This is a genomic window from Pseudomonas sp. SB113, from assembly GCF_040754745.1.
Taxonomy (GTDB): domain Bacteria; phylum Pseudomonadota; class Gammaproteobacteria; order Pseudomonadales; family Pseudomonadaceae; genus Aquipseudomonas; species Aquipseudomonas grimontii.
Window position 1 is genome coordinate 59,693 of sequence record NZ_JBFMHW010000008.1, and the last position, 24,634, is coordinate 84,326.

General features: G+C 61.8%; 22 protein-coding genes and 1 pseudogene. 12 read left to right on the plus strand and 11 right to left on the minus strand.

The window, feature by feature from the left end:
• The first annotated feature begins 11 nt into the window (after nucleotides 1-11).
• From lon to AB1462_RS12760, 4 genes are all read left to right on the plus strand, one after another.
• Nucleotides 12-2,408 carry an endopeptidase La gene (lon, locus tag AB1462_RS12745; protein ID WP_090402624.1) on the plus strand — a complete coding sequence of 799 codons (2,397 nt, stop codon included), beginning with the start codon at nucleotides 12-14 and terminating at the stop codon, nucleotides 2,406-2,408.
• Nucleotides 2,409-2,527: 119 nt separating this feature from the next.
• Complete coding sequence (locus tag AB1462_RS12750; RefSeq protein WP_259193354.1) at nucleotides 2,528-2,830, plus strand: HU family DNA-binding protein; 303 nt, start codon at nucleotides 2,528-2,530, stop codon at nucleotides 2,828-2,830.
• A 233-nt stretch (nucleotides 2,831-3,063) separates the two neighbouring features.
• The gene (locus AB1462_RS12755) at nucleotides 3,064-4,938 is read left to right on the plus strand and encodes a SurA N-terminal domain-containing protein (protein WP_090402628.1); all 1,875 of its coding nucleotides are present in this window, start codon (nucleotides 3,064-3,066) and stop codon (nucleotides 4,936-4,938) included.
• Nucleotides 4,939-5,037: 99 nt separating this feature from the next.
• Nucleotides 5,038-5,562, plus strand: a complete 525-nt coding sequence (locus AB1462_RS12760) for a GNAT family N-acetyltransferase (protein WP_259193273.1) — start codon at nucleotides 5,038-5,040, stop codon at nucleotides 5,560-5,562.
• Here the strand turns inward: AB1462_RS12760 and AB1462_RS12765 are convergent.
• Nucleotides 5,509-6,714 carry an MFS transporter gene (locus AB1462_RS12765; protein WP_367246796.1) on the minus strand — a complete coding sequence of 402 codons (1,206 nt, stop codon included), beginning with the start codon at nucleotides 6,712-6,714 and terminating at the stop codon, nucleotides 5,509-5,511. The genes AB1462_RS12760 and AB1462_RS12765 overlap by 54 nt on opposite strands.
• Nucleotides 6,715-6,833: 119 nt before the next feature.
• On the opposite strand from AB1462_RS12765, the gene AB1462_RS12770 reads away from it, so the two are divergent.
• Both AB1462_RS12770 and AB1462_RS12775 read left to right on the plus strand, forming a co-directional pair.
• Nucleotides 6,834-7,730, plus strand: coding sequence for a LysR family transcriptional regulator (locus tag AB1462_RS12770; RefSeq protein ID WP_259193275.1), 897 nt, complete (start codon nucleotides 6,834-6,836; stop codon nucleotides 7,728-7,730).
• 89 nt (nucleotides 7,731-7,819) lie between these two features.
• Entirely contained in the window at nucleotides 7,820-8,596 is a 777-nt protein-coding gene (locus tag AB1462_RS12775) for a DUF2242 domain-containing protein (protein WP_259193276.1), read from the plus strand.
• A 108-nt stretch (nucleotides 8,597-8,704) separates the two neighbouring features.
• Here the strand turns inward: AB1462_RS12775 and AB1462_RS12780 are convergent.
• The 3 genes and pseudogenes from AB1462_RS12780 to AB1462_RS12790 all read right to left on the minus strand — a co-directional run.
• Nucleotides 8,705-8,902 (minus strand): annotated as a pseudogene (locus AB1462_RS12780) (hypothetical protein); the annotation flags it as partial.
• A 333-nt stretch (nucleotides 8,903-9,235) separates the two neighbouring features.
• Entirely contained in the window at nucleotides 9,236-10,270 is a 1,035-nt protein-coding gene (locus tag AB1462_RS12785) for an AraC family transcriptional regulator (RefSeq protein WP_315337986.1), read from the minus strand.
• Between the two features lie 4 nt (nucleotides 10,271-10,274).
• Entirely contained in the window at nucleotides 10,275-11,405 is a 1,131-nt protein-coding gene (locus AB1462_RS12790; protein WP_259193279.1) for a carbon-nitrogen hydrolase family protein, read from the minus strand.
• Between the two features lie 211 nt (nucleotides 11,406-11,616).
• Between AB1462_RS12790 and AB1462_RS12795 the strand changes: the two genes are divergently transcribed.
• Together AB1462_RS12795 and AB1462_RS12800 are read left to right on the plus strand one after the other, a co-directional pair.
• On the plus strand, nucleotides 11,617-13,656 hold the full coding sequence (locus AB1462_RS12795) for an FAD-dependent oxidoreductase (RefSeq protein ID WP_367246797.1): 2,040 nt from the start codon (nucleotides 11,617-11,619) through the stop codon (nucleotides 13,654-13,656).
• Nucleotides 13,657-13,713: 57 nt separating this feature from the next.
• Nucleotides 13,714-14,604 (plus strand): 1-aminocyclopropane-1-carboxylate deaminase/D-cysteine desulfhydrase, encoded by an 891-nt coding sequence (locus AB1462_RS12800; RefSeq protein ID WP_367246798.1) that lies wholly within the window; start codon nucleotides 13,714-13,716, stop codon nucleotides 14,602-14,604.
• Here the strand turns inward: AB1462_RS12800 and AB1462_RS12805 are convergent.
• The 3 genes from AB1462_RS12805 to AB1462_RS12815 form a co-directional block, all read right to left on the minus strand.
• Nucleotides 14,594-15,151 (minus strand): cytochrome b, encoded by a 558-nt coding sequence (locus tag AB1462_RS12805; RefSeq protein WP_259193282.1) that lies wholly within the window; start codon nucleotides 15,149-15,151, stop codon nucleotides 14,594-14,596. The genes AB1462_RS12800 and AB1462_RS12805 overlap by 11 nt on opposite strands.
• Before the next feature lie 113 nt (nucleotides 15,152-15,264).
• On the minus strand, nucleotides 15,265-16,092 hold the full coding sequence (phnX, locus tag AB1462_RS12810; protein ID WP_367246799.1) for a phosphonoacetaldehyde hydrolase: 828 nt from the start codon (nucleotides 16,090-16,092) through the stop codon (nucleotides 15,265-15,267).
• 27 nt (nucleotides 16,093-16,119) lie between these two features.
• Nucleotides 16,120-17,229 carry a 2-aminoethylphosphonate--pyruvate transaminase gene (locus AB1462_RS12815; RefSeq protein WP_315338017.1) on the minus strand — a complete coding sequence of 370 codons (1,110 nt, stop codon included), beginning with the start codon at nucleotides 17,227-17,229 and terminating at the stop codon, nucleotides 16,120-16,122.
• Between the two features lie 112 nt (nucleotides 17,230-17,341).
• Between AB1462_RS12815 and AB1462_RS12820 the strand changes: the two genes are divergently transcribed.
• Nucleotides 17,342-18,199: a LysR substrate-binding domain-containing protein gene (locus tag AB1462_RS12820; RefSeq protein WP_090402658.1), complete on the plus strand. Its 858-nt coding sequence runs from the start codon at nucleotides 17,342-17,344 to the stop codon at nucleotides 18,197-18,199.
• 100 nt (nucleotides 18,200-18,299) lie between these two features.
• Nucleotides 18,300-19,007: a YebC/PmpR family DNA-binding transcriptional regulator gene (locus AB1462_RS12825; protein ID WP_090402660.1), complete on the plus strand. Its 708-nt coding sequence runs from the start codon at nucleotides 18,300-18,302 to the stop codon at nucleotides 19,005-19,007.
• A gap of 76 nt (nucleotides 19,008-19,083) precedes the next feature.
• On the opposite strand, the gene AB1462_RS12830 is transcribed toward AB1462_RS12825, so the two are convergent.
• The 4 genes from AB1462_RS12830 to AB1462_RS12845 all read right to left on the minus strand — a co-directional run bounded on the left by AB1462_RS12830 (nucleotide 19,084) and on the right by AB1462_RS12845 (nucleotide 22,826).
• On the minus strand, nucleotides 19,084-20,388 hold the full coding sequence (locus AB1462_RS12830) for a protein kinase (RefSeq protein WP_367246800.1): 1,305 nt from the start codon (nucleotides 20,386-20,388) through the stop codon (nucleotides 19,084-19,086).
• 40 nt (nucleotides 20,389-20,428) lie between these two features.
• Nucleotides 20,429-21,523, minus strand: a complete 1,095-nt coding sequence (zapE, locus tag AB1462_RS12835) for a cell division protein ZapE (protein ID WP_367246801.1) — start codon at nucleotides 21,521-21,523, stop codon at nucleotides 20,429-20,431.
• Nucleotides 21,524-21,585: 62 nt separating this feature from the next.
• Nucleotides 21,586-22,323: an anti-sigma factor gene (locus AB1462_RS12840; protein WP_259193288.1), complete on the minus strand. Its 738-nt coding sequence runs from the start codon at nucleotides 22,321-22,323 to the stop codon at nucleotides 21,586-21,588.
• Nucleotides 22,320-22,826 (minus strand): RNA polymerase sigma factor, encoded by a 507-nt coding sequence (locus AB1462_RS12845; RefSeq protein ID WP_367246802.1) that lies wholly within the window; start codon nucleotides 22,824-22,826, stop codon nucleotides 22,320-22,322. Before AB1462_RS12845 ends, AB1462_RS12840 begins: the two co-directional genes overlap by 4 nt.
• Before the next feature lie 169 nt (nucleotides 22,827-22,995).
• Here AB1462_RS12845 and AB1462_RS12850 point away from each other — a divergent pair, with 169 nt between their 5' ends.
• Both AB1462_RS12850 and AB1462_RS12855 read left to right on the plus strand, forming a co-directional pair.
• A complete protein-coding gene (locus AB1462_RS12850) occupies nucleotides 22,996-24,078 on the plus strand; it encodes a catalase family peroxidase (protein ID WP_367246803.1) in 1,083 nt (360 codons plus the stop codon).
• Nucleotides 24,075-24,614 carry a cytochrome b gene (locus tag AB1462_RS12855; protein ID WP_090402670.1) on the plus strand — a complete coding sequence of 180 codons (540 nt, stop codon included), beginning with the start codon at nucleotides 24,075-24,077 and terminating at the stop codon, nucleotides 24,612-24,614. The genes AB1462_RS12850 and AB1462_RS12855 overlap by 4 nt, the downstream gene beginning before the upstream one ends.
• Nucleotides 24,615-24,634: the final 20 nt, after the last annotated feature.

Below are 24,634 nucleotides of genomic sequence, written 5' to 3' on the forward strand. Positions count from 1 at the left end.
GAGGCGAAATCATGAAGACAACCATCGAATTGCCTCTCCTGCCGTTGCGTGATGTCGTCGTCTATCCGCACATGGTTATCCCGCTGTTCGTGGGGCGCGAGAAGTCTATCGAAGCCCTTGAGGCTGCGATGACGGGCGACAAGCAGATACTGCTATTGGCCCAGAGAAATCCTGCCGATGATGATCCAGGCGAAGACGCCCTGTATCGCGTCGGCACCATTGCCACTGTCCTGCAACTGCTCAAGCTGCCCGATGGAACCGTCAAGGTGTTGGTGGAAGGCGAGCAGCGCGGTTCGGTAGAGCGTTTCATGGAGGTGGACGGCCACCTACGCGCTGAAGTGGTGCTGATCGACGAAGTCGAGGCCCCTGAGCGCGAGTCCGAAGTCTTTGTGCGCAGCCTGCTCTCGCAGTTTGAGCAGTATGTGCAGTTGGGCAAGAAGGTCCCGGCTGAAGTCCTGTCTTCCCTCAATAGCATCGATGAGCCAAGCCGCCTGGTCGACACCATGGCCGCGCATATGGCGCTGAAGATCGAGCAGAAGCAAGACATCCTCGAAATCATTGACCTGTCGGCCCGTGTCGAACACGTGCTGGCATTGCTGGATGCCGAAATCGATCTGCTCCAGGTCGAGAAGCGCATCCGGGGTCGCGTCAAAAAGCAAATGGAGCGCAGCCAGCGCGAGTACTACCTGAATGAGCAGATGAAGGCCATTCAAAAGGAACTCGGCGACAGCGAGGAAGGCCACAATGAAATCGAAGAGCTGAAAAAGCGCATCGATGCTGCAGGCCTGCCGAAAGACGCCCTGACCAAAGCCACCGCCGAGTTGAACAAGCTCAAGCAGATGTCGCCGATGTCCGCCGAGGCCACCGTGGTGCGCTCGTACATCGACTGGCTGGTGCAGGTGCCGTGGAAGGCTCAGACCAAGGTACGCCTGGACCTGGCCCGCGCTGAAGACATTCTCGATGCCGACCACTATGGCCTTGAAGAAGTCAAAGAACGCATCCTCGAATACCTTGCCGTGCAAAAGCGCGTGAAGAAGATTCGTGGCCCGGTGTTGTGCCTGGTTGGCCCGCCTGGCGTGGGTAAAACCTCCCTGGCCGAGTCCATCGCCAATGCCACCAACCGTAAATTCGTGCGCATGGCCCTCGGTGGTGTGCGAGATGAAGCGGAAATTCGTGGTCATCGGCGGACTTACATCGGTTCGATGCCAGGAAGATTGATTCAAAAAATGACAAAGGTGGGTGTGCGCAACCCGCTGTTCCTGCTCGATGAAATCGACAAAATGGGCAGCGACATGCGTGGCGATCCGGCGTCGGCCTTGCTGGAAGTGCTCGACCCTGAGCAGAACCACAATTTCAACGACCATTACCTGGAGGTCGACTACGACCTGTCCGACGTAATGTTCCTGTGCACCTCCAACTCCATGAACATTCCGCCAGCGTTGCTGGACCGGATGGAAGTGATTCGCCTGCCGGGTTACACCGAAGACGAGAAGATCAACATCGCCGTCAAATACCTCGCGCCCAAGCAGATTTCGGCCAATGGCCTGAAGAAGGGTGAGATCGAATTTGACGTCGAGTCGATTCGCGACATCGTGCGCTACTACACTCGCGAGGCCGGTGTACGGGGCCTTGAGCGCCAGATCGCGAAGATTTGCCGCAAGGCGGTCAAGGAGCACGCGCTGGAAAAACGCTTCTCGGTGAAGGTCACTGCCGACGCTCTTGAGCACTTCCTGGGCGTGCGTAAATTCCGTTACGGCCTGGCTGAGCAACAGGATCAGGTAGGGCAGGTGACTGGCCTGGCGTGGACCCAGGTGGGCGGCGAATTGCTGACCATCGAAGCGGCGGTGATTCCCGGTAAGGGCCAGTTGATCAAGACCGGCTCCCTCGGTGACGTGATGGTCGAATCCATTACCGCCGCGCAGACCGTGGTGCGCAGCCGCGCCCGGAGCCTGGGGATCCCCTTGGACTTCCACGAGAAGCACGACACCCACATCCACATGCCGGAAGGGGCTACACCGAAGGATGGCCCTAGCGCCGGCGTAGGCATGTGCACGGCCCTGGTATCGGCATTGACCGGCATACCGGTGCGCGCCGACGTGGCCATGACCGGGGAAATCACCCTGCGTGGCCAGGTATTGGCCATCGGTGGTCTGAAAGAGAAATTGCTCGCTGCACACCGGGGTGGTATCAAGACCGTGATCATTCCTGAAGAGAATGTTCGCGACTTGAAGGAAATTCCTGACAATATCAAGCAAGATCTTCAGATTAAACCGGTTAAATGGATTGACGAGGTCCTGCAAATTGCGCTGCAATACGCGCCGGAGCCCTTGCCGGATGTGGCTCCGGAGATAGTTGCAAAGGATGAAAAGCGAGAGTCTGATTCCAAGGAAAGAATTAGCACGCATTAATGTGAATAAGCCTGGAGGCTTCCTTGACAGCTTTTTAGAGCCCTTGTTATAAAGCGGCTCTTAAGTGTCTGTAGGCCATTCAGCACTGGTTTTTGCTGTTTACCAAAAAACTTAGAATCATACTCAATAGATATGTAAGGGGACTTAGAGTGAACAAGTCGGAACTGATTGATGCTATCGCTGCATCCGCTGATATCCCGAAAGCTGCTGCTGGCCGTGCGCTGGATGCAGTAATCGAATCCGTCACTGGCGCTCTGAAGGCCGGCGACTCCGTGGTACTGGTAGGCTTCGGTACTTTCTCTGTGACTGATCGCCCAGCTCGCGTTGGCCGTAACCCACAGACTGGCGACGCTCTGCAAATCGCGGCTGCCAAGAAACCAGGTTTCAAAGCCGGTAAAGCCCTGAAAGAAGCCGTTAACTAAGTTTCGATCAAGCCTTTACCTACTACCCGGGTCGGACGCTGGTCTGGCCTGGCAGTGGAGCGGTAGCTGACCCACGTATCCATCGGGTCGCCACGCCGGGGTGTCGGTTCAAACCTCCGCCCGCTCCGCCAGTTACGAGAAGGCGCATCCTCGGATGCGCCTTTCTTCTATCCGGACTCTACCCACGCTCCACGGTTGCCAATTTTTGAAGTTCAACCGTTTCTGGGGGACGCATGCTGCAAAATATCAGGGACAATTCACAAGGCTGGATTGCCAAGACCATTATCGGGATCATCGTCGCATTGATGGCGTTCACCGGTATCGAGGCCATTTTCCAGGCCTCGACCAACACCAAGCAGGACGTGGCCAAGGTCAACGGTGAAGAAATCACCCAGACTGAACTCAGCCAGGCCGTCGACATGCAACGTCGCCAGCTGATGCAACAGCTGGGTAAGGATTTCGATGCTTCGCTGCTGGACGAAAAACTGCTGCGCGATGCGGCGCTCAAGGGCCTGATCGATCGTAAGCTGCTGCTGCAAGGCGCCGCCGACTCCAAGTTTGGCTTCTCTGAAGCGGCACTGGACCAGGTAATCCTGCAGACGCCGGAATTCCAGGTGGACGGCAAGTTCAACGCCGAACGCTTTGACCAGGTGATCCGTCAACTGGGCTACAGCCGTATGCAGTTCCGTCAGATGCTGACTCAGGAAATGCTGATCGGCCAGGTTCGCGCAGGCATCGCCGGCAGCGGTTTCGTAACCGACGCCGAGGTGCTGGCATTCGCCCGTCTGGAAAAACAGACCCGCGATTTCGCTACCGTCAATATCAAGGCCAACCCCGCAGCGGTGAAACTCACCGACGACGAGGTCAAGGCTTACTATGACCAGCACGCCAAGGAGTTCATGACTCCGGACCAGGTGGTCATCGACTACCTGGAACTGAAGAAGTCTTCCTTCTTCGACCAGGTCAGCGTGAAGGACGATGAACTGCAGGCTGCCTATCAGAAAGAAACCGCCAACCTCGCTGAACAGCGTCGCGCGGCGCACATCCTGATTGAAGTCAACGATAAGGTCACCGACGCGCAAGCGAAGGCCAAGATCGAAGAAATCCAGGCACGCCTGGCCAAGGGCGAGAAGTTCGAAACCCTGGCCAAGGAGTTCTCCCAGGATCCAGGTTCGGCCAACAGTGGCGGCGACCTCGGCTTTGCCGGCCCGGGCGTCTACGACCCGGACTTCGAAGCAGCCTTGTACGCATTGAACAAAGACCAGGTCTCGGCGCCGGTTCGCAGCACCTTCGGTTGGCACTTGATCAAGCTGTTGGGCGTTGAGGCACCGCAAGTGCCGACGTTTGCCAGCCTGAAAGACAAGCTGACCCGCGAGCTCAAGACCCAACAGGTCGAGCAGCGTTTTGTCGAAGCGACCAAGCAATTGGAAGATGCGGCATTCGAAGCCTCCGATCTGGCCCAACCGGCGTCTGACCTGAAGCTGACCGTACACACCTCCGCGCCGTTTGGCCGTGAAGGTGGTGACGGTGTTGCGGCCAACCGTGCCGTGGTCACCGCTGCGTTCAGCCCGGAAGTGCTGGATGAGGGTGCCAACAGCAGCGCCATTGAACTGGACCCGGAAACCATCATCGTGCTGCGTGCCAAAGAGCACCGCAAACCTGCGCAACTGCCGCTGGAAAGCGTTGCTGCGGCGATCCGCACGCAGATGGCCAAGGAGCGCGCCAGCGCGGCTGCCAAGACTCACGCTGATGAGCTGATCGCCAGCCTGCGTGATGGCAAGACCCCGCTGAACCAGCCGGTCGACGGCCAGGCCTGGAAAGTCACTGAAGCGGCTACCCGTAGCCAGGAAGCGATTGACCCGGCCGTGCTGCAAGCCCTGTTCCGCATGCCCAAGCCTGCGGCCAAGGACAAACCGACCTTTACCACCGTTACCCTGGCTGATGGCAGCCTGGTGATCGTGCGCTTGAACGGTGTCAACGAAGCGGCTGCCCCAACGGACGAAGAAAAGGCGCAATACCGCCGCTTCCTCGCTTCCCGTGTTGGCCAGCAGGACTTCGCGGCATACCGCAAGCAGTTGGAAACCAAGGCTGATATCAAGAAGTACTGATGTTGGTTTGAACAAGAAGCCCCCGGCCTGAAAAGACCGGGGGCTTTTTTATGTGCGCTAGACTGGGTACTCGGTATCGTCGACCCAGGAGTTTCAAGCGTGTTGATTCAAGGAATGGATGGCTGGGTGATCCGCCGCGCCAAGGTGGCGGATGTTCCTGCCGTGCTGCAGGTGTTCGACGAGGTGATCGCCTGGTTCGTTGGCATGGGCAATAACGATCAATGGGGCACTGAGCCCTGGTCGGCGTCGCCCCGGCGAGTAGTGCAAGTGACTGAAGCCTGCGCGTCGCCCGGGGCCTGGGTTGTCGAGGACCCCGAAGGGCATCTTCGGGGAGCGCTGGTGTTGGGCGATCCCATGCCTTATGTGCCGTCGGAGGCAGAGCCGCAGGTGTATGTGCGCCTGTTGATTGCCGCGCGTGATCCGCGAGTTCGCGGCCTTGGGCGGCGCATGATGGCCTTTGCCGATGACCAGGCCCGCGCAGCAGGAGTGACACGCTTGCGTGTGGACTGCTACGGCGGCGGCACAGGGGATCTGGTGCGTTTTTATGAGTCCTGTGGCTACGAACGCATTTCAACGTTCGACTTGGCGGGGTGGCCGGGCCAACTGTTGGGGCGCCGTCTGTGATGCGCCGGCCCAGGCCAGTAGCATCAGTAGTATAACGGCCCATGGAAAGCCCGAGACGCCCCAGCCCTGAAGTAACACGCCACCCGCCAACCCGCCACCGGCGATCCCCAGGTTCCACACGGTCACCAGCATTGATTGCGCTGCATCCGCCGACTTGCCCGCCGATTGGGCCAGTGCGGTTTGCAGCAATGCCGGCAAGCCGCCGAACGCCAGGCCCCATAACGCCACGGCGGTATAGATGACTGCTGGCACATTGATCCAGAACGCCAGTGCCAGGGCGATCAGGCCAAACAGCGCACAGCTGATCAACACCAAGGCGCGCAGCCAATGGTCAATCAACATACCTGCCAGCCAGATGCTCAGTACCGCCGCGACGCCAAACACCAGCAGCACTCGGTCAACGTCCGCCTCAATACCCGCTGGCACCAGCAACGGGGCGATGTAGGTGTACAGAATGTTGTGGGCCAGCACGTAGGTAAACGTCACCCACAGCACCGGACGAATGCCTGGCAGGTTCAGCACCTGGCGCAGCTCCAAGCGTTTATCCGCCCGTTCGCCGGCAAAATCCGGCAGTTGCCAGCGCGCCCAGACCAGTAGCACCAAGGTCAGCCCGGTCATGATCGCAAAGCTCAGGCGCCAGCCAACGGCGGTGCCGAGGAAGGTGCCTGCGGGCACACCCAGTGACAGCGCCAACGGTGCACCCAGCATCGCTACGGCAATTGCGCGACCTTGCAGGTGCGGCGCTACCATTCGGCTCGCATAACCCGCCAGCAACGCCCAGAGCAGACCGGCGAAGACCCCGGCAAAAAAGCGCGCCACCAGGGTCAGCTCGTAGTGGCTGGACAGTGCGGTCACGCTGTTGACCAAGGCAAAGCCGCCAATGGCCAGCAGCAGCAACGGCCGCCTGCGCCAGCCGCGGGTCAGCAGCGTCAGGGGGATGGCGGCCAGCAACGAGCCAAGGGCGTAGAGGGTGACCAATTGACCGACCAAGGCGGGCGACACACCCAGGCCTTCGCCCATCTGCGGCAGAAGCCCGGCAGGCATGGCTTCGGTGAGGATGGTGATAAAGCCGGCGCTGGCCAAGGCCAGTAGACCGCCCAGCGGTAATGAATCCCGCTGGGCTGATGCGGTGAACGAAGGGCTGCTGCTCATGAGGTTTTATCCGGGTGAAAGGGCGAGCGGGCAGAGTAGGGGGCTGTGGCTGGCGGAAAAACAGGCTAAAGTTCCGAACTTATCGGACGCTGGTGTCCGCAATCGCTAAAGGCGGGATCATGGACAGCTTGGGCAGCCTTTCGGTATTTGTGCAGGTGGCGCAGACGCTCAGCTTCACCGCCGCCGGCCGCGTGCTGGGGGTATCGTCGTCGGCCGTGGGCAAAAGCATTGCGCGGATGGAAGAGCGCCTGGGCGTGCGGCTGTTCCACCGCAGCACGCGCAGTATCACCTTGACCAGTGAAGGCTCGTTGTTCCTTGAACGGTCGCGGCGGATTCTCGCTGAAGTGGAAGCGGCAGAGCAGGAGCTGACAGACGCCGGTGCAATGCCACGGGGCAAGTTGCGCATCAGTGTGCCGCAGGTGCGGGGCTTATTGATGCCGGTACTCAGCGACTTTATGCGCGCCTACCCGGAGATCGAGTTGGATGTGGATTTTTCCGACCGAATGGTGGACGTGATCGAAGAAGGTTTCGATGCGGTGATTCGCACCGGCAAGCCGGAGGATTCGCGGTTGATGGCGCGCCACTTGGGCCACTACCAGTTGGTTCTCGTCGCCACACCGGGCTACTTCGCCCAACACGGCACCCCGCAGCAGCCGCAGGATCTGAATGGTCATGCCTGCCTGCGCCACAAGTTCTGCGCCACGGGCAAGCTCGAGCCCTGGCCGTTGCGTCTTGCCCCAGGCGCAGCCGAACCGCTGTTGCGCACGCCGTTGGTCAGCACCACCATCGAGTCCCTCAACCATGTGGTGCTCGAGGGATTGGGCATTGCCTGCCTGCCGGACTACATGGTCCACCAGGCCGTGGGCGAGCGGCGCTTGCAACGGGTGCTGGATGATTACCTGGAACACCGGGGCAGTTTCTGGATGTTGTGGCCCGGCCGCCATACCTCGGCCAAGTTACGCGTGTTTATTGACCATATGTGCGCCGGGCTTTTTCCCGCAGGCCCCGGTGCGTAGGTCTGTGACGTTTTACCGACAGGAATGCGCGCGCCAAGGCCCCGTTCTGTTGCACAATACCGCCCAGACCGTTTTCCTCAGGATTTTCAATGTCGACATCATTCCACTTGCGTAGCCTCGGGCTGGCGCTGGTGCTGGCGGGCGCCGCGGGCTGCTCGTCACCCAAGACCGCTATTTATGAACATGAGAACTTCGACGACTCCGGTACATTTTCCCGGGATTACCCGGTTAGTGATGTAGCGGCGTGCGAGGCCGCGCGGCGTGCCTTGCTGAGCCAGGGCTACATCATTACCAGCAGCGACCCGAAACTGGTCGTGGGTAACAAGAGCTTCCAGCAGACCGGCGAAACTCACCTGCAGATCAGCTTCAACGTGGTGTGTGCCGATGATGGCAAAGGCAAAAAACACTCGACGATGTTTGCCAACGCCCTTCAGGATCGCTATGCGCTGAAGAAGGTCAACAACTCCGCGAGCCTGGGTGTAGGCGTGCTGGGGTCGGTGTCGATGCCGATCGGCTCCACCGATGACTCGATGGTGAAGGTGGCCAGTGAGACGGTATCCGCGCCGAAGTTCTACGAGCGCTACTTTGCGCTGGTGGACGTCTTCCTGCCCCAGGAAGTGAAGAAGGCTGAGCATATCCCCGAGCAGCCAAAGGCCGACCTCGGTGTACCGGAGCCGAAGGCCGCACCGGCTGCGGAGAAAGTCGAGGCGCCGAAGGAAGAGCCTGCCGCACCCGCTGCCTCGGAGCCGGTTGTGCCCGCGCCTGAGGCTGCACCGATTGCGCCGCAGGCCGAGCCCGCCACGACCACGCCGGCCCTGCCGGCCCCGACCGAAGCCATTCCACCCCTGCCGACGCCTGCGCAGTAAATCAGACCGCTACGGGGTCGGCCTTGTCGACGTTGATCCCGTAGCGTTTGATTGCTTCACTGACCTTGTCGCGCCTGATCAGTGGTCATCGGCCAATGCCTTCAAGGTTTCGTTGAGCAGGGTGATGTAGTAGTAAATGTTATCTTGCTCGACGTACATACCCCGCATGCCCTCTCGGATAATCACCGCCAGTTCGTAGGCAAAGGTTGGGTCATAGGAGATGCCGCACGGAATCACCGACGAGAGGATATGGCTATGGCCATCGTCATGCTGCAAGCGTTCGCCCATCAGCGTGGTGCGCCCGGCGGCGGCATAGGCGTTGTAGACCTTGTCCGCGTCATGGCCACCCCGTTCATTTCAGTGCGTACCTGATTGCAATCGCGCCTCAGAACCCCAGTGCTAAATCCATGTAACGCTGCTACGTTTAATCCTGGAGTGCAGGAACGTCATGACGTCGACATTTTTTTGTCATCACGGCACTTTAGGCTGGCTGTGCAGGTCATTTATCTGCAGCCGCTTTTAATTCAAAAACAAGGAGCCCACCATGGACGAATATCAGGAAGAACTGCTGGAGTACCAGGCCTTTGAACTGGATCCTCTGGATCCGGCCGATGACGCCACCGAGCTGTAAGACCGACTTCAGGCGGAATGCCGCTGACTGCGGCGAAATTCCCCTGGGGTCTGGTTGTTCCACCGCCTGAATGCCCGTTGAAACGCTTGGGCCGAGGCAAAACCGAGCAAGTAGGCGATTTCGCCGAACGCCAGTTCCGTATCGCGAATGTAGGTCATGGCCAGGTCGCGGCGGGTATCGTTGAGAATTGCGCGAAACTGAGTGCCTTCTTCGGCCAGTTTGCGGCGCAGTGTCCAGGTCGGCAGCTTCAAGCGTGCCGCCACTTCTTCCAGGTCGGGTTCCCGGCCGCCATTGAGCATCGGCCCGAGCAAGCGGGTAATGCGCTCGCGGAGGCTGCGGGTGCGGGTCAACTGCTCCAACTCATGTTCACAGAGCTTCAACAACAGCTGCCAGGTGCTCGGGCAATGCTGCGGGTTGCGCATGGCCAGTGTTTGCTGGCTCAGGCGCAGTTGATTGACCTCGGCGCCGAACTGTATCGGGCCATCGCCCAGCAGCGCGTACTGTTCGCTGTAGTCCGGCGTTTCAAATTCGATTTCAATCCGCTGCGCCTGCACCGTTTGCTGGGCCAGGCTCGACAGTTGCTGAAGCCAGCCGGCGATGATCGAGTCCACCACAAAACGGTTGTAGGCGTTATAGGGGCTGATGGAATAGAACCGCAGCCAGGCGCCTTCGGCGTCCTCGTGAAAACTCGATTGCCCACGATAGTTGGAGCCGTATAGCGCTTCGAAGCGGGTCAGCGTGCGCGCCGCCTCGCGCACGTTGGGCGCCTGGGCGGCGGTGACTCCAGCCAGCCCGGCCTGGCTCAGGCGGCTGAGCTGGCCCATGCGCAGGCCCAGGCCGGGGTCGCCGGTGAGTTGGATGGCCGCATGGCCCAGGCGCATATAACGCGGGATCGACAAACGTGCGCCAGCCTCGGCGAGGCGCGCCGGGTCCAGGCCGTATTGCAGCAGCAGCGGTTGCGGGTCCAGGCCGTGGCTGTGGATCGCGTCGGCCAGGGTATGCACGAAGCCCACCGACAGATCCCCCAGGCGCACCGGCTTCATCGTGTTACAGCCAGATATTCAGCAGGCGCGCACCACGGGCGTCGCCGTCGGCGTTGATCTGCCCGTTGTGGCTCAGGAAGCTCTGCCCGGCGGTGCCCAGGTCCCAGAACTGCCCACGCAGGAATACGCTCATGCCTGCGCTGGCCTGGCTGATCGGTGTCTGGCTGATCAAGGTCAGGCGACGCCACGCTTCGCCCTCGCTGAGTTCTTCTGGCTTGAGGCTGATTTCCTGCGGCGTGGAGACGCTTTTGAAACCGCGCCATGGCCGCTCCCAGGTACCGCGGCCGAGCACAAACGCCGGCACTGCGATCAACTGTGCACCTTGTTCATTGAGTTTGCGGTAGTTGTCCGGGTACCAGCTGTCACTGCCTACCAGTACGCCCAGGCGCCCGGCCGGGGTGTCGACCACGCTGACGACATTCTCGTCACCGGGTTCGATAAAACCGCGTTCATCGTAGATCGGATAGAGCTGGCGCTGTGGGTCGCCGATGGGCAGGCCGTCTGCGGCGAACACCACGCTGGCGTTGTACAGGGCACCATGGCCGACCTGCAGTTGGCCCTGGCTGACACTGGGGTTTGGCAGGGCGATGGAACCGGCCACCAGCGTGACGCCAAACTCCTTGGCCAAGCCGCCGAACAGCACCTGATAGTCCCGCGCCATGCCGGAGGCTTTCATACGCAGGTAGGCGTCATCGGTGCGGTTATCGCCGGTGGCGCTGATCCAGGCACGGGCAAAGAGCAGCGGGTTGCTGACCGATAGCCAGTTCATCGCATCCTTGACGTGCAGCGCCTGGTACACCTCATTTTTTTCACCGGTCAGCATCAGCCAGGTACCGATGTGTTCGGGCAGCACCACAATGGTTTTGTCGTTGATCAGGCCCTGGTCCCGGGCCTTTTGCAGATAGGCCGAGAGCTTCAGGTGCAGGCGTTCCAGGCTCTGGTAATCAGCCGGAAACAGCTCTGGCTGGATGCCCAGCAGGTTGCCTCGATCAGCGGGCAGGCCTTCATTCACGGCCAGGGTGATACGCAGGTCCGACAGGTAATGCGCCACGGGGCGCTCCTGGGTCCAGACCAGATACGCGGCGACGGCGGCAACCAGGGCCATGGAGACGGTAAAAGCTAGAAGTTTACGCATGGGGCAACAGACAACAGACCGTGTGCAGGGTTCGCGACTAGGGTAGGGCCCATGCAGCCGCTTGCCAAGGGGCGCTGTACATTTGGATCAATAACTTGTCAGTTTCAGTCATTGAGCCGTGGTCCACCGCCTCTTAGTCTGTGGGACATAAACCGATGGGGTGCCATTCGAGCCCCCCACGTCCCGTGATGATCCGTTGTGGAGCTGTACCATGACCGCTGCTACCTACCCGCACCTGCTGGCCCCGTTGGACCTGGGTTTTACCACCTTGCGCAACCGCACCCTGATGGGCTCGATGCACACGGGCCTGGAAGAAAAGCCCGGTGGTTTCGAGCGCATGGCGGCCTACTTTGCCGAGCGTGCCCGTGGCGGCGTGGGGCTGATGGTCACCGGCGGCATAGGGCCGAATGATGAAGGCGGGGTGTACTCTGGCGCGGCCAAGCTCACCACCGAAGAAGAAGCGCAGAAGCACAAGATCGTCACGAAGGCCGTGCATGAGGCGGGCGGCAAGATCTGCATGCAGATCCTCCACGCCGGGCGTTATGCCTACAGTCCGAAACAGGTCGCGCCGAGTGCGATCCAGGCGCCGATCAACCCGTTCAAGCCCAAGGAACTGGACGAGGAAGGCATCGAGAAGCAGATCCAGGATTTCGTCACCTGTTCGCTGCTGGCCCAGCTCGCCGAGTACGACGGCGTGGAAATCATGGGGTCCGAAGGCTACTTCATTAATCAGTTCCTCGCCGCCCACACCAACCACCGTACCGACCGTTGGGGCGGCAGCTACGAAAACCGCATGCGCCTGGCGGTGGAAATCGTGCGCCGCGTGCGTGAAGCGGTGGGCCCGAACTTCATCATTATCTTCCGCCTGTCGATGCTCGACCTGGTGGACGGCGGCAGCGTCTGGGAAGAAATCGTGCAACTGGCCAAGGCCATCGAGCAGGCTGGCGCGACCCTTATCAACACCGGCATCGGCTGGCACGAAGCCCGTATCCCGACCATCGCCACCAAAGTACCGCGTGGCGCGTTCAGCAAAGTCACCGCTAAATTGCGCGGTGCGGTGCAGATCCCGCTGATCACCACCAACCGCATCAACACACCGGAAATTGCCGAGCAAATCCTCGCCGAAGGCGATGCCGATATGGTCTCGATGGCGCGGCCGTTCCTCGCCGACCCCGAGTTCGTCAACAAGGCCGCCGCCGGCCGTGCCGATGAAATCAACACCTGCATCGGCTGCAACCAGGCCTGCCTGGACCACACCTTCGGCGGCAAGTTGACCACCTGCCTGGTCAACCCGCGCGCGTGCTACGAAACCGAACTCAACTACCTGCCGGTCAAGCAGATCAAGAAAATCGCCGTGGTCGGTGCCGGCCCCGCAGGCCTGGCCGCCGCGACCGTGGCGGCTGAGCGTGGCCACCAGGTGACCTTGTTCGATTCGGCCAGTGAGATCGGCGGCCAATTCAATATCGCCAAGCGCGTACCGGGCAAAGAAGAGTTTTTCGAGACCCTGCGCTACTTCAATCGCAAGTTGCAGACCACCCACGTCGAGCTGTGCCTCAACACCCGTGTCGACACCGCACAACTGGTGGCGGGCGGTTACGACGAGATCATCCTGGCCACCGGCATTGCGCCGCGTACGCCGGCGATTCCGGGGGTTGAAAACGCCAAGGTGCTGAGCTACCTGGACGTGATCCTTGAGCGCAAGCCGGTCGGCAAGCGTGTGGCGGTGATCGGCGCCGGCGGCATTGGTTTTGACGTGTCGGAGTTCCTCGTGCATGCAGGCGTATCCACCAGCCTCGACCGTGAAGCATTCTGGAAAGAGTGGGGCATCGACACCCAGTTGCAAGCCCGTGGCGGCGTGGCCGGGATCAAGCCGCAACCCCATGCACCGGCGCGTGAGGTGTTCCTGCTGCAACGCAAGGCTTCCAAGGTCGGCGACGGCCTGGGCAAGACCACCGGCTGGATCCACCGTACCGGCTTGAAGAACAAGCGCGTGCAGATGCTTAACAGCGTCGAGTACCTGAAGATCGACGATGACGGCCTGCATATCCGCATCGGCGCCGAGGGGGAGCCGCAGCTGCTGGCCGTGGACAATATCGTCATCTGCGCCGGGCAAGACCCGCTGCGCGAGTTGCAGGACGGCCTGGTTGCAGCGGGGCAGAACGTGCACCTGATCGGCGGCGCCGATGTGGCGGCCGAGCTGGATGCCAAGCGCGCCATCAACCAAGGCTCGCGCCTCGCCGCCGAGCTGTAAGACGACGCAAGGGGCGGTGTTAGACTACCGTCCCTTTTTTCAGGCAGATGCCGCCCGATGGGTCCTTTCGATTGGCTTCCCCATGCTCCGCTTGCACCGTTAGCGCTGGAGTGGCTCAACGGCGTCGAGCTGGCCGTGCTGCGCCTGGACCGCATCGACCCGCTGATCAGCGGCAACAAGTGGTTCAAGCTCACCGAACATCTGGCCCAGGCACGACAAGCCGGTGCCAGCGGCATCATCAGCCTCGGCGGGGCTTACTCCAACCATCTGCACGCGCTGGCAGCGGCGGGCAAACGCTTTGGTTTCCCTACCGTCGGCCTGCTGCGTGGCCATCCCCAAGACACCCCCACCGTCCTCGACCTGAAAACCTTTGGCATGCACCTGCATTGGTTGGGGTATGGCGGCTATCGCGCGCGCCACGCGCCGGACTTCTGGTTGCCGTGGCGTGAGCAATACCCGCACTTGTATCCCGTGCCCGAAGGCGGCGGCGGGATGGCCGGGGCGCGGGGATGCGGGGTCTTGGTCGAACAGACACGCGGGCAATTGAACAACCTGGGTTGGGCCGATTACGACGCCTGGTGGTTGGCGGCAGGGACCGGTACAACCCTGGCGGGTTTGGTCCTGGCAGAGGCGGGCGCGCATCCGGTGTACGGTGCAATGGCGGTACCGGATGATCATGGCGTGGCGCAGAACGTGAGCGCCCTGGTGCAGGGTGGTTATGAATTGCTGGACGCCAGTCGGGGTGGCTTCGCCAAGGTCGATCCGCTGTTGCTCGAATTTATCGAGACTACCGAACAGGCCTGCGGTATACCGCTTGAGCCGATCTATACCGGCAAGGCGTTGCTGGCGTTGAAGCAGCAGATCGAGGCCGGGCGGTTTGCACCCGGCACTCGCCTGATCTTCGTGCATACCGGTGGCTTGCAGGGCCGCCGAGGGTTTACAGCCTAGCGCGCTTACCCGGCATCATCCGCAGCGCCGTGTTATCACGCATCACATAATGATGAAAGATCCCCGCCAACGCATGCAGGCCGATCAGCCAGTAGCCGATCTGGCCGAACAGCACGTGCCAGCCTTCAATCTCTTTGGCCAGTGCCTTGTTTTCAGCGATCAGCGGCGGCAACTCGATCCCATAGAACATCACCGAATGCCCCTCGGCACTGACGATCAGCCAACCGGCAATCGGCATGCCGATCATCAAGGCGTACAGCGCGAAGTGCATCAGCGTGGCGAGCAGGCTTTGCCATTGCGGCGGGGTGGGGACGATCTTCGGTGCAACCCCCAGGCTGCGCGCGAACAGGCGCAGCCACACCAGCACAAACACGGTGAGGCCGAACATGAAGTGCATCTCGACGATCAACGTGCGTGCGCCGCTGCCTTTGGGAAACTGTCCGCGTAACTCAATGCAGGCGTAGACCACCGCCAGTAGCACCACCATCAACCAGTGCAGCGCAATCGACATGGTGCTGTAGCGCGTATCGGAATTTTTCCACGGCATCGCTGGGTTCCTCACTCATCAGGGCAAATCTCCGTTCTTTGGCGACGAAGTCCTTTTACTGTAAGCCTGTTTTGCACGGTTTGCCCGACGCGATGCCGTTGTCTTGACCTCTATCAGTAGCTTTGCGGCATTTCACCGCGGGCCAGGCGCTGGTTGATGTCGGTGATGATGGCCGGCAGGTCGGTAATGGTGTCGATCAGGTAGTGGGGGCGCGAGCCTGCGAACATCGCTTCGATACGCGTGCGTTCGCTGGCCAACGTGGCGCTGTCCAGGGCGCGGAACTGCGCGTAGGTCAGGCCCAGCGCGTTGCCGGAGCAGGTCAGGGCCACGGTCCACATCCCGGCGCGACGGCCTTCGAGGATGCCCGGCGCAGTGTCGTCGACCTTGACGCACGCCGCCACATCGTCAATGCCCAACGCGATCACGTTGGCGAGGGCCTGGGCCGGCCATGGGCGGCCATTGGGCACTTCGTCGGTGGCGACCACGTGGTCGGCGACGTAGCCGTTGGTGGTGGCCAGCGCGACGACCTTGTCCATGACTTGCTTGGGGTAGCCGGAGCAAGAGCCGATCTTGATGCCTTGCACACGCAGCCGGGCGATGGTGTCGAGGGCGCCGGGGATCAGCGCCGAGTGTTCGGCGATCTTCTCGATCTGCAAGGGCATGAAACGCTGGTAGATGGCCGTCACGTCGTCATCGGTAGGCGTGCGCCCGAATGCCTGGCGATAGCGCTCGGCGACTTGCGGCTGATCGCACAGGGTACGGATATGGTCCCACTTGCCCATGCCCATCGGGCCACGGGCTTCTTCGATGGAAACCTGCACGCCGAACTCGGCGAAGGCCTCGACAAAAATCTGCGTGGGGGCGAAGGAGCCGAAGTCGACCACGGTGCCGGCCCAGTCGAGGATAACGGCCTGGAGGGTGTTGGGGTTTTGATAGTTCATGGTTCAGATCCTGTGGGTTAGGGGCAATCAGATGTCCGACACTTCCATTTCTTGCAGCACCTCGGCGATCGCCTTGACCGCAGCGCGCATGCCGGCTGCGTCGACATGGCCGATGCAGCCCACGCGGAACGTCTCCACCTGGGTCAATTTGCCGGGGTACAGAATGAAACCCTTGGCCTTGACCCGTTCGTAGAAATCCTTGAACTGGTAGCGCGGGTTTGTCGGTGCATGAAAGGTCACGATGATCGGTGCCTGGATCGCCGCCGGCAGGAAGCTGCGCAGGCCCAGCGCGGCCATGCCGTCGAGCAATGCCTGGCAGTTGTCGGCATAGCGTCGGTGGCGCGCGGGCAGGCCGCCTTCTTCCTGGTATTGCAGCAACGCTTCGTGCAGGGCAGCGACCACATGGGTCGGCGGGGTAAAGCGCCATTGGCCGGTCTTGGCCATGTAGTTGTGCTGGTCGAACAGGTCCATCGCCAGGGAATGGCAGTTGCCCTGGGCAGCGGCCAGCGCCTGTTTGTTCGCGAAGACGAAGCCCATGCCCGGCACGCCTTCCAGGCACTTGCCCGACGCGGCGATCAGCGCGTCGAAGGGCACCTCGCGGGCATCGATCGGCAGCGCGCCGAAGGCGCTCATGGCGTCGATGATCAGGCGCTTGCCGTGGTGTTTGACGACCTGTGCGATCTGCGGCAGCGGGTTGAGAATGCCGGTGCTGGTTTCGCAGTGGATCAACGCAACGTGGGTGATGGCGCTGTCTGCTGCCAGCAGGCGCTCCACATCGGCGGCGGTGGTGGGCTCGTCCTCGGCGGTTTCAAAGATGCTGAAATCACGGCCGAGCACTTCGCAGATCTTGGCCAGGCGCTTGCCGTAGGCGCCGTTGATCAGCACCAGTACCTTGCCGTTACGCGGGACCAGGGTGCCGATGGCGGCTTCGACCGCAAAGGTGCCGCTGCCTTGCAACGGTACGCAATGGTGGCTGCCTTCGCCGTGGAGGATCGCCAGCAATTGCTCGCAGACGCTGGCGGTGAGCTGGTTGAAGCGGTCATCCCATGAACCCCAGTCCACCATCATGGCCCGGCGGGTGCGGTTGGATGTGGTCAGGGGGCCAGGGGTCAGCAGGATCGGCGCGGCAGTGGTCATCTCAAGTCCTTGCAAGGCATCGGGGTTGAAGCTACGGCGCCTAAATTGCAGTTTGGCTTGCCATCAATCAAATTGTTTGTTGTTATGCGAGCTATCAGTGAGGCCGATAGCTATGAATCTGTTCCAACTGCGCGCATTCGATGCCGTGGCCCGCGAGGGCAGTTTTACCCGGGCTGCCGCGCGGCTGTTTATCAGCCAGCCGGCGGTGACCGGGCATATCAAGGCCCTGGAGGAGCACTACCAGATCCCGTTGCTGCGCCGCACCGCCCGACGCGTGGAGTTGACCGAAGAGGGCGCGCGGCTGGCGGCGATCACACGGGCGATCTTTGGCCTGGTGGACGAAGCCCAGACGATGCTGGAGGCCAACCGCCAACTGCTGACCGGGCGCCTGGAAGTCGCGGCGGACGGCCCGCACCTGGTGATGCCGATGATTGCCAGCCTGCGCGCGCGCTACCCCGGGATTACCGTCAACCTGCGCCTGGGCAATGCCCAGGAAACCCTCGCCGCGCTGCTGTCCGAACATGCGGATGTGGCGGTGCTCACCGAAGTGGAGCCGCGCAATGGCCTGCACCTGCAACCGTTGAATGAGTCGCGGATTTGCGCACTAGTGCCGGCCAGCCATCCGTGGGCGCAGCAACCCGAGGGTATCCGCCTTGAGCAACTCAACGACGTGATCATGGTGCTGCGCGAGCCCAGCTCCATCACCCGGCGTACCTTCGATGACGCCTGCATGGCCGCGAATGTGCAGCCCAAGGTGCTGCTGGAACTGGACAGCCGCGAGGCGGTGACCGAAGCCGTCGCCGCTGAGTTGGGGGTGGGCGTGGTCTCGTCCATGGAAGTCAGCCCGGACCCGCGGGTGCGGGCCGTGGCGGTCCAAGGCGATGGGCTGGTCAACCGGCATACGCTCGGTTGCATGGAGCGGCGCCGCTCGTTGCGCCTGATTCAGGCGTTTTTCGAGTTGGCGCCCTGAGGGTTTTTTGGTGGAACGATGCGTTCTCGCGCTATAAACTCTGCCCCCAAAGCGCCGGCCAGTAGACGTTTCGGCGCGATGGACGAAAAGAGAGTGAGTCATGGGCGCACAGTGGAAAGTCAAACATAAAGAAGCGGCATCCAATGCCAAGGGCAAGATTTTTGGCAAGCTGGTGAAAGAAATCACTATCGCCGCCCGCAACGGGGCCGACACCGCGACCAACGCCCACCTGCGTCTGGTCGTGGAACAGGCCAAAAAGGCCTCGATGCCCAAGGAAACCCTGGAACGCGCGATCAAGAAGGGTGCCGGTCTGCTCGGTGAAACCGTGCAATACCACCGCGTGACCTATGAAGGGTTCGCCCCGCACCAGGTGCCGTTGATCGTTGAGTGCGTGACCGACAACATCAACCGCACCGTGGCGGAAATCCGCGTGGCGTTCCGCAAGGGTCAGCTGGGTGCTTCCGGCTCCGTGGCCTGGGACTTCAACCATGTCGGCCTGATCGAAGCCTCGCCGGACACCCCGGATGCAGATCCGGAAATGGCAGCCATCGAAGCCGGTGCGCAGGACTTTGAAGACGGCGAAGAAGAGGGCACCACCCTGTTCATCACCGAGACCACTGACCTGGACGCCGTGCAAAAAGCCCTGCCGGAACAGGGTTTCACCGTGCTGTCGGCCAAGCTGGGCTACATCTCGAAAAACCCGGTAAGCGGCCTGACCGATGAGCAGATGGCTGAAGTCGAAGCCTTCCTCGAAGGCTTGGACAACCACGACGACGTGCAGGATATGTTCGTGGGCCTGGCGGGCTGATTTATCAACTGAAGAAACGCGATCCACATGTGGGAGGGGCGGTGCGACGATTCGACTTGCCCCCTCCCACAGTTGTTTAGCAGTGTTGGATGGATTGCAGCAAGGCGTTGATTTCTTCGAAGCTCGGCCGTGCCAACACATCGGGCTGGCAGCAGCTTTTCTGCAACTCTACCAGCGCCTCGTCAAGCGACCCCGCCTCAACCCGCTCCAGCAATTCCCCCAGCAACACCCCGAACGCGCGCACTTCAATGCGTTGCAATGCCCGCGTTTCCAAGGTGTCTGCCTTGGCATGAAACGACGCCGCGCCAAAGTCTCCGAGCAAACACTCTCCCGCTTCATTCCACAGGATATTGTGGCCGTACAGGTCGCCATGGGTGATACCGTGCCGGTGCAAATGCGCGGCCACGGAGGCGATGCCTCGGGCCATGCGCAAAGCTACGTCGACGCTGAAGCGGGTGGCGGGGTCGTAGACGTCGCGGGTGCACGAGGCCAGGCTCGGCAGGGCGGCGAGGTTGCGGTAGCTCGGGTCGATCAGGTCCATGACCAACGCGGCCTGGTGCTCAGGGGCACCCACCACGCGGCCTTGCACCTTGATCAGGTTGGGGTGCAAGCCGGCGGCGATGCAGGCTTGCATTTCGTGCAGCGGCGAGCCGTCGCTGGTGATCGTGCCTTTGTACAGCTTGACGGCGACGGGCTTGGCCGTGGGGGTCCACAGGGCCTTGCGAATGACCCCCGAGGCACCTTCGCCCAGCACGTCGGCCAGTTCCAGTTCCGTCCAGGGAATATCCGGTGTTGCGTCGTCCGCCGCCCTATCCACGGCCATTTCCACCGGGTTGCCCGCATAGGCCAGCCAGGTCAGGCTCGGCAGTGCCAACAGCCACTCGGGCAGGCGCGTGAGGCGGTTGGAGGCGATGCGGATCAGCTCCAGGTTGCTGCAGTTGGTCAGGCTCTCAGGCAACTGCGTCAGTTGGTTACCGGCGAGCATCAGTTTTTGCAGCAGCGGCCGCTCGCCCAACTCGCTGGGTAACTGGCTGATGCGGTTGTCGGTGAGGATCAGCCAGCGCAGCAACGGTGGCAGCGCGGCGGCGGGCACGTGGCTGATCTGGTTGGCCTTGAAGCCGATCATGCTCAATTTGGCGCACTGGCCGAGGCTCGCGGGCAGCTCGGTAAAGGCGTTGTCCGAGCAGAACAGCACGCGCAGGTGCGGCAGGCGGTGCAGGTCGTCGGGCAGGCGGCTCAGGGCGTTGCCGCTGAGGTTAAGGATTTCCAGGGAGTCGGCCAGCCCGAAGATTTCCTCCGGGAATTCGGTGAGCCCGCAGGACAGGTCCAGGCGCGTAATGCCGGCCAAGTGGCCGGCCTTGAGTTGGGCGAGGGTATTCATGAACGGCGCGGTCACTCGGCAAGGGGGGTGTAAATGGCGCTCATGATACCGGGTCGCGTACCGGTTGCGGGGTGGCCTGTTGCAATTGGTTCAGGCGGCTGGCGGTGCGCGCCAGGTCGATGGCCTGGCCGCTCATGGCCTGTGCCAGCGGTTGTTCGCCGATCAGGATCAGGTGCTTGTCCTTGTCGTAAAGCACGTCCACCAAGTTGATAAAACGCTGCTGCACGGCGATCGGGCACTCTGCCAGGTGGGGCAGGCCGTCGATGACCCAGTGATCGAATGCCTCGCACAGCAACAGGTAGTCCATCACCGCCGTCAGTTGTTCGCACAGGTCGTTGAAGGTGAATACGATGGTGCGGGCTTGATGCTGGCGACAGATCAACGTCCGGTTGCCCACCGTCAGCGTCTGCGTCGGGCCGCCGCTGACAGGCAGGCCGAGCGCCGCACGCTGGGCCTGCGTGCCCGGCCACAGGTAATAGCCGGTGGTAAAGCGCTGCACGGCATGGGCCTGGGGCAGGCTGCGAAAGTCTTCGGGCGAACTGACTTCCAGCACGTCCATACGCGCGGCAATCAAGTCGATCACCGGCTTGAAACGCTCGTGGTACAGCGGGTTGGGCAGCAGCCCTTCGGGTGGATAGTTGGAGGTGACCAGCACCCACACGCCACGCTGGAACAAGGCCTTGAACAGCCGGGTAATCAGCATGGCATCGCCGATGTCGTGCACGTGGAACTCGTCGAAACACAACACGCGGCAGCCGTCGAGCAGCTCGTCCAGGGCGATGGCCAATGCATCGTCCGTCGCCTGGTGCGTGAACATACCGCGGTGCAGTTGGGCGAAAAACTCATGGAAATGCACGCGTTGCCTTTCGGCGATAGGCAGTGCCTGGAAGAAACCGTCCAGCAGCCAGCTTTTGCCGCGTCCCACCGGGCCGTGCAGGTACAGGCTGCGGGTAGGCTGGCCGGCGAGCAGGTACTGGGTCTGGCGCGCCATCGCGGCGATGGCCTGGGCTTGGCCACCACTGAGGGTGTAACCCAGTTGCCGGGCTTTGTCCTGAAAGAACGTCTGGATGGGCGTGTCGTCCAGTGTGTCGGTTTTTTTACCGAACAAACGACGGATAAGGGGGAGCACGGCCAATGCGAGTCACTCTGTAGTGCGGTGGTCGCTTACTTTAGGGCGCCGGTGGCGATTTGACCAATCTAGAACGGCTGTAGGGCTGGCGTCGGCTGGTCCGTTGGACTGACCACCGCATAGTTGTAGCCGCCGCCGGACCAGTATTGCGCTTGCAACCCATCCGCCGTGCGCTCGCCACGGGGCAGGAAACCGTTGTCCGGGCCAGGTGGGCGGATGTAGAAGCTGATGCGCCGACCTTGTGCGTCCTGGTACAGCACCATGGCGGCGGCGCCTTGATCGGTGGTGAGCAGTCGCCCGCTGACGGGCGTGAAGCCTGCTTGGCTCAAGTCCGGCAGGCGATGGGCTTGATTGAAGTAGCGGTCGAGCCACGCCTGCATCGTGCCGCGGTCCTGGCCGTTGTAGTCGGCGGGCATGATGCCCTCCTGGGCAAACAGGCGGAACGCTTGCATCGCATCGGCCATCGGTAACAGCGGCGGTTGCGTGGCTTCACGGGCATGCCAACCGCCGAGGCCGCCGAGGCTGACGGCAATCAGCAACACCGCCGCCGTGGCAAAGTGGCGGCGCGATTGATGCTTGATGCGTTGGCGAATCAGCGCCGGGTCCAGCGCCGGGTTGGCCGGCTGTTGCAGGACGCCGCTCAATGACGCACGCAGCCATTGTGCGTCCTGCTGCCAGGCCTGCACTTGGGCCGCGAGCTCTGGGTGGGCGGCCAAATAGGTTTCGAGCACACGGCGATCACTGTCCAGGAGTTGGTGATCGACGTAGGCATGCAGGTCGCGTTCGCTGGGGGGCAGGCTGATCATTTGAGTATCCGCAGGGAAGGGCTGGCAATGTCGCCATCGCTGAGTTGACGCAGTGCTTGGCGCGCACGGGACAGGCGCGACATCACGGTGCCGATCGGCACCTCGAGTATTTGCGCGACTTCCTTGTAGCTCAAGCCCTCCACCGACACCCACAACAGCAGCGCGCGTTGTTCGGTGTTGAGTTGATCGAAGGCTTGCAGGGTCGCTTGGGCGATGACGGTGCGCTCCACCGACGGCTGCGCATCATCGCGGCCGGTAAAGAGTTCCAGCATGCGTGCATAGCGCCGGGTGCGGCGGTGGGCATCGAGGAACTGCCGGTAGAGGATCGAGAACAGCCAGGCGCGCAGATCGCCTTCGATGCGTTTGTCGGCCCAACGGGTGATCGCCCGCTCCAGGGTCGCCTGCACCAGGTCGTCGGCACTGCTGGCGTTACGGGTCAGGGACACAGCGAAACGCCGCAGCCTGGGGATGAGTTCACGTAACGGTTCGTCGAGTTCATGCATGGGTGTCTGGCTGGTCACTTCGCTGGGACTAGAGAGACGTCCGGCGTGAACGGTTATTCCCGACCGTTGAAAATAAATCCAGGGCCTGGGAATAGAGCGGATCGGCGTTCGTCTTAATGCTCCGACCTTATGTTTACCCCCAAAGGCCTTCAGGCCCTGGAGTTTGTTCATGGTAGATCACTCATCACCGCCACGTCCCCCGTTAAGCACGGCGAGCCTGATCGCACGACTCGCGGGAATTGGTGCCGTGGTTGCGGTTATGGCCGGGGCATTTGCCTACGTCAATGGCAGCCTCGACCCACAACGCCTGCGCCCGAAAACCCTGGTCAATGCCCTGGAAACCAACAACGGCGTACACCCTGGATTCCGGCGTAACCACGCCAAGGGCGTGTGCGTGGCCGGGTACTTCGAAAGCAGTGCCGAGGCCCGTGCCTACTCCAGCGCTCAAGTGTTCAGTGAGGCCAGGACCCCGTTGATCGGCCGCTTCGCCTTGCCCAGCGGCAACCCCTATGCGCCGGACAGCAGTGTGCCGATCCGCAGCTTTGCCGTGCAGTTCAGCCTGGCCAACGGCCAGCAATGGCGTACCGGCATGAACAGCATGCCGGTGTTCCCGGTGGGCACGCCCGAGGCGTTCTACCAGATGCTCAAGGCCGGTGCGCCGGACCCGGCCACCGGCAAGCCGAACCCGGCGAATATGCCGGCGTTTTTTGCCGCACACCCTGAGGCGGCGCCATTCCTGGCGTGGGTCAAGACGGCCAAACCATCGGCCAGTTATGCGACCGAAACCTATAACGGCATCAACGCGTTTTACTTGGTGAGTGCCGAGGGCAAGCGCCAGGCCGTGCGCTGGGGCGTAGTGCCCGAGCGTCAGGATGCGGCGGGGGAGACCGCACCGGCCGGGGGCGATTTTCTTGAGAAAGACCTGGTGCAACGCCTGGCCTCAGGGCCTTTGCGTTGGCAGTTGAACATGACCCTGGCCAACCCCGGCGACCCGCTGGATGACGCGAGCAAACCCTGGACCGGTGAGCACAAGGTGTTGAATGCCGGCACCCTGGTGCTGCAAAGCAGCCAACCCCAGGCCGACGGTGATTGTCGCGACATTAATTTCGATCCATTGATTTTGCCCAGCGGCATCGAAGCCTCCAATGACCCGCTGCTGGCTGCACGTTCGGCGGCGTATGCCAGTTCGTACCTGCGCCGTGCCGGTGAAGTCAGCCCCTTGCACAGTGCCCCTGCGGAGTCGAAGCCATGAATGCCCAACCCCGGTTTTTTGCGCCCCTGGCGCGCCTGCTGCACTGGTTGATGGCGCTGATGGTCATCGCCATGTTGTTTATCGGCGCAGGTCTGGCGGCGTCGGTGTCGGAGCGGCATGAGTGGTTGATCCACCTGCACAAGCCGCTGGGGATCGCGATCCTGGTGCTGGTGATCGTGCGTTTGGCGGTGCGCTTCTCCACCCGCCAGCCGCCGTTGCCGTCTGACTTGCCGCTGTGGCAAGTGCTGGCGGCCAAGGCGTCCCATCTGGTCTTGTATGGGTTGATGCTGGTGTTGCCGCTGCTGGGCTGGGCGATGATCTCGGCGGCGGGTGATCCGGTGATGCTCAGCAGTTCAGTGCAGTTGCCGGCACTGGTCGGGGCGAATGCGCCGTTGTTTGCGGTGCTGCGCAAGGCCCATGGGTATCTGGCCTACCTGCTGTTCCTGACGGTGCTGTTACACCTGGCGGCGGCGTTGTTCCATGGCTTGATTCGGCGCGATGGCGTGTTGCAGAGCATGACCGGCACCAAGGACTGACGCCGGGGGGAGTGGGCAGG

What these genes read in the sequence shown, in the direction of transcription:
- AB1462_RS12820 (WP_090402658.1), top strand. Translation starts at nt 17,342, where the DNA reads ATGAATCTGTTCCAACTGCGCGCATTCGATGCCGTGGCCCGCGAGGGC.
- AB1462_RS12800 (WP_367246798.1), top strand. Translation starts at nt 13,714, where the DNA reads ATGGGTCCTTTCGATTGGCTTCCCCATGCTCCGCTTGCACCGTTAGCG.
- AB1462_RS12795 (WP_367246797.1), top strand. Translation starts at nt 11,617, where the DNA reads ATGACCGCTGCTACCTACCCGCACCTGCTGGCCCCGTTGGACCTGGGT.
- AB1462_RS12840 (WP_259193288.1), bottom strand. Translation starts at nt 22,323, where the DNA reads ATGATCAGCCTGCCCCCCAGCGAACGCGACCTGCATGCCTACGTCGAT.
- AB1462_RS12770 (WP_259193275.1), top strand. Translation starts at nt 6,834, where the DNA reads ATGGACAGCTTGGGCAGCCTTTCGGTATTTGTGCAGGTGGCGCAGACG.
- AB1462_RS12785 (WP_315337986.1), bottom strand. Translation starts at nt 10,270, where the DNA reads ATGAAGCCGGTGCGCCTGGGGGATCTGTCGGTGGGCTTCGTGCATACC.
- lon (WP_090402624.1), top strand. Translation starts at nt 12, where the DNA reads ATGAAGACAACCATCGAATTGCCTCTCCTGCCGTTGCGTGATGTCGTC.
- phnX (WP_367246799.1), bottom strand. Translation starts at nt 16,092, where the DNA reads ATGAACTATCAAAACCCCAACACCCTCCAGGCCGTTATCCTCGACTGG.
- AB1462_RS12805 (WP_259193282.1), bottom strand. Translation starts at nt 15,151, where the DNA reads ATGCCGTGGAAAAATTCCGATACGCGCTACAGCACCATGTCGATTGCG.
- AB1462_RS12815 (WP_315338017.1), bottom strand. Translation starts at nt 17,229, where the DNA reads ATGACCACTGCCGCGCCGATCCTGCTGACCCCTGGCCCCCTGACCACA.
- AB1462_RS12755 (WP_090402628.1), top strand. Translation starts at nt 3,064, where the DNA reads ATGCTGCAAAATATCAGGGACAATTCACAAGGCTGGATTGCCAAGACC.
- AB1462_RS12765 (WP_367246796.1), bottom strand. Translation starts at nt 6,714, where the DNA reads ATGAGCAGCAGCCCTTCGTTCACCGCATCAGCCCAGCGGGATTCATTA.
- AB1462_RS12845 (WP_367246802.1), bottom strand. Translation starts at nt 22,826, where the DNA reads ATGCATGAACTCGACGAACCGTTACGTGAACTCATCCCCAGGCTGCGG.
- AB1462_RS12775 (WP_259193276.1), top strand. Translation starts at nt 7,820, where the DNA reads ATGTCGACATCATTCCACTTGCGTAGCCTCGGGCTGGCGCTGGTGCTG.
- AB1462_RS12790 (WP_259193279.1), bottom strand. Translation starts at nt 11,405, where the DNA reads ATGCGTAAACTTCTAGCTTTTACCGTCTCCATGGCCCTGGTTGCCGCC.
- AB1462_RS12850 (WP_367246803.1), top strand. Translation starts at nt 22,996, where the DNA reads ATGGTAGATCACTCATCACCGCCACGTCCCCCGTTAAGCACGGCGAGC.
- AB1462_RS12825 (WP_090402660.1), top strand. Translation starts at nt 18,300, where the DNA reads ATGGGCGCACAGTGGAAAGTCAAACATAAAGAAGCGGCATCCAATGCC.
- AB1462_RS12830 (WP_367246800.1), bottom strand. Translation starts at nt 20,388, where the DNA reads ATGAATACCCTCGCCCAACTCAAGGCCGGCCACTTGGCCGGCATTACG.
- AB1462_RS12855 (WP_090402670.1), top strand. Translation starts at nt 24,075, where the DNA reads ATGAATGCCCAACCCCGGTTTTTTGCGCCCCTGGCGCGCCTGCTGCAC.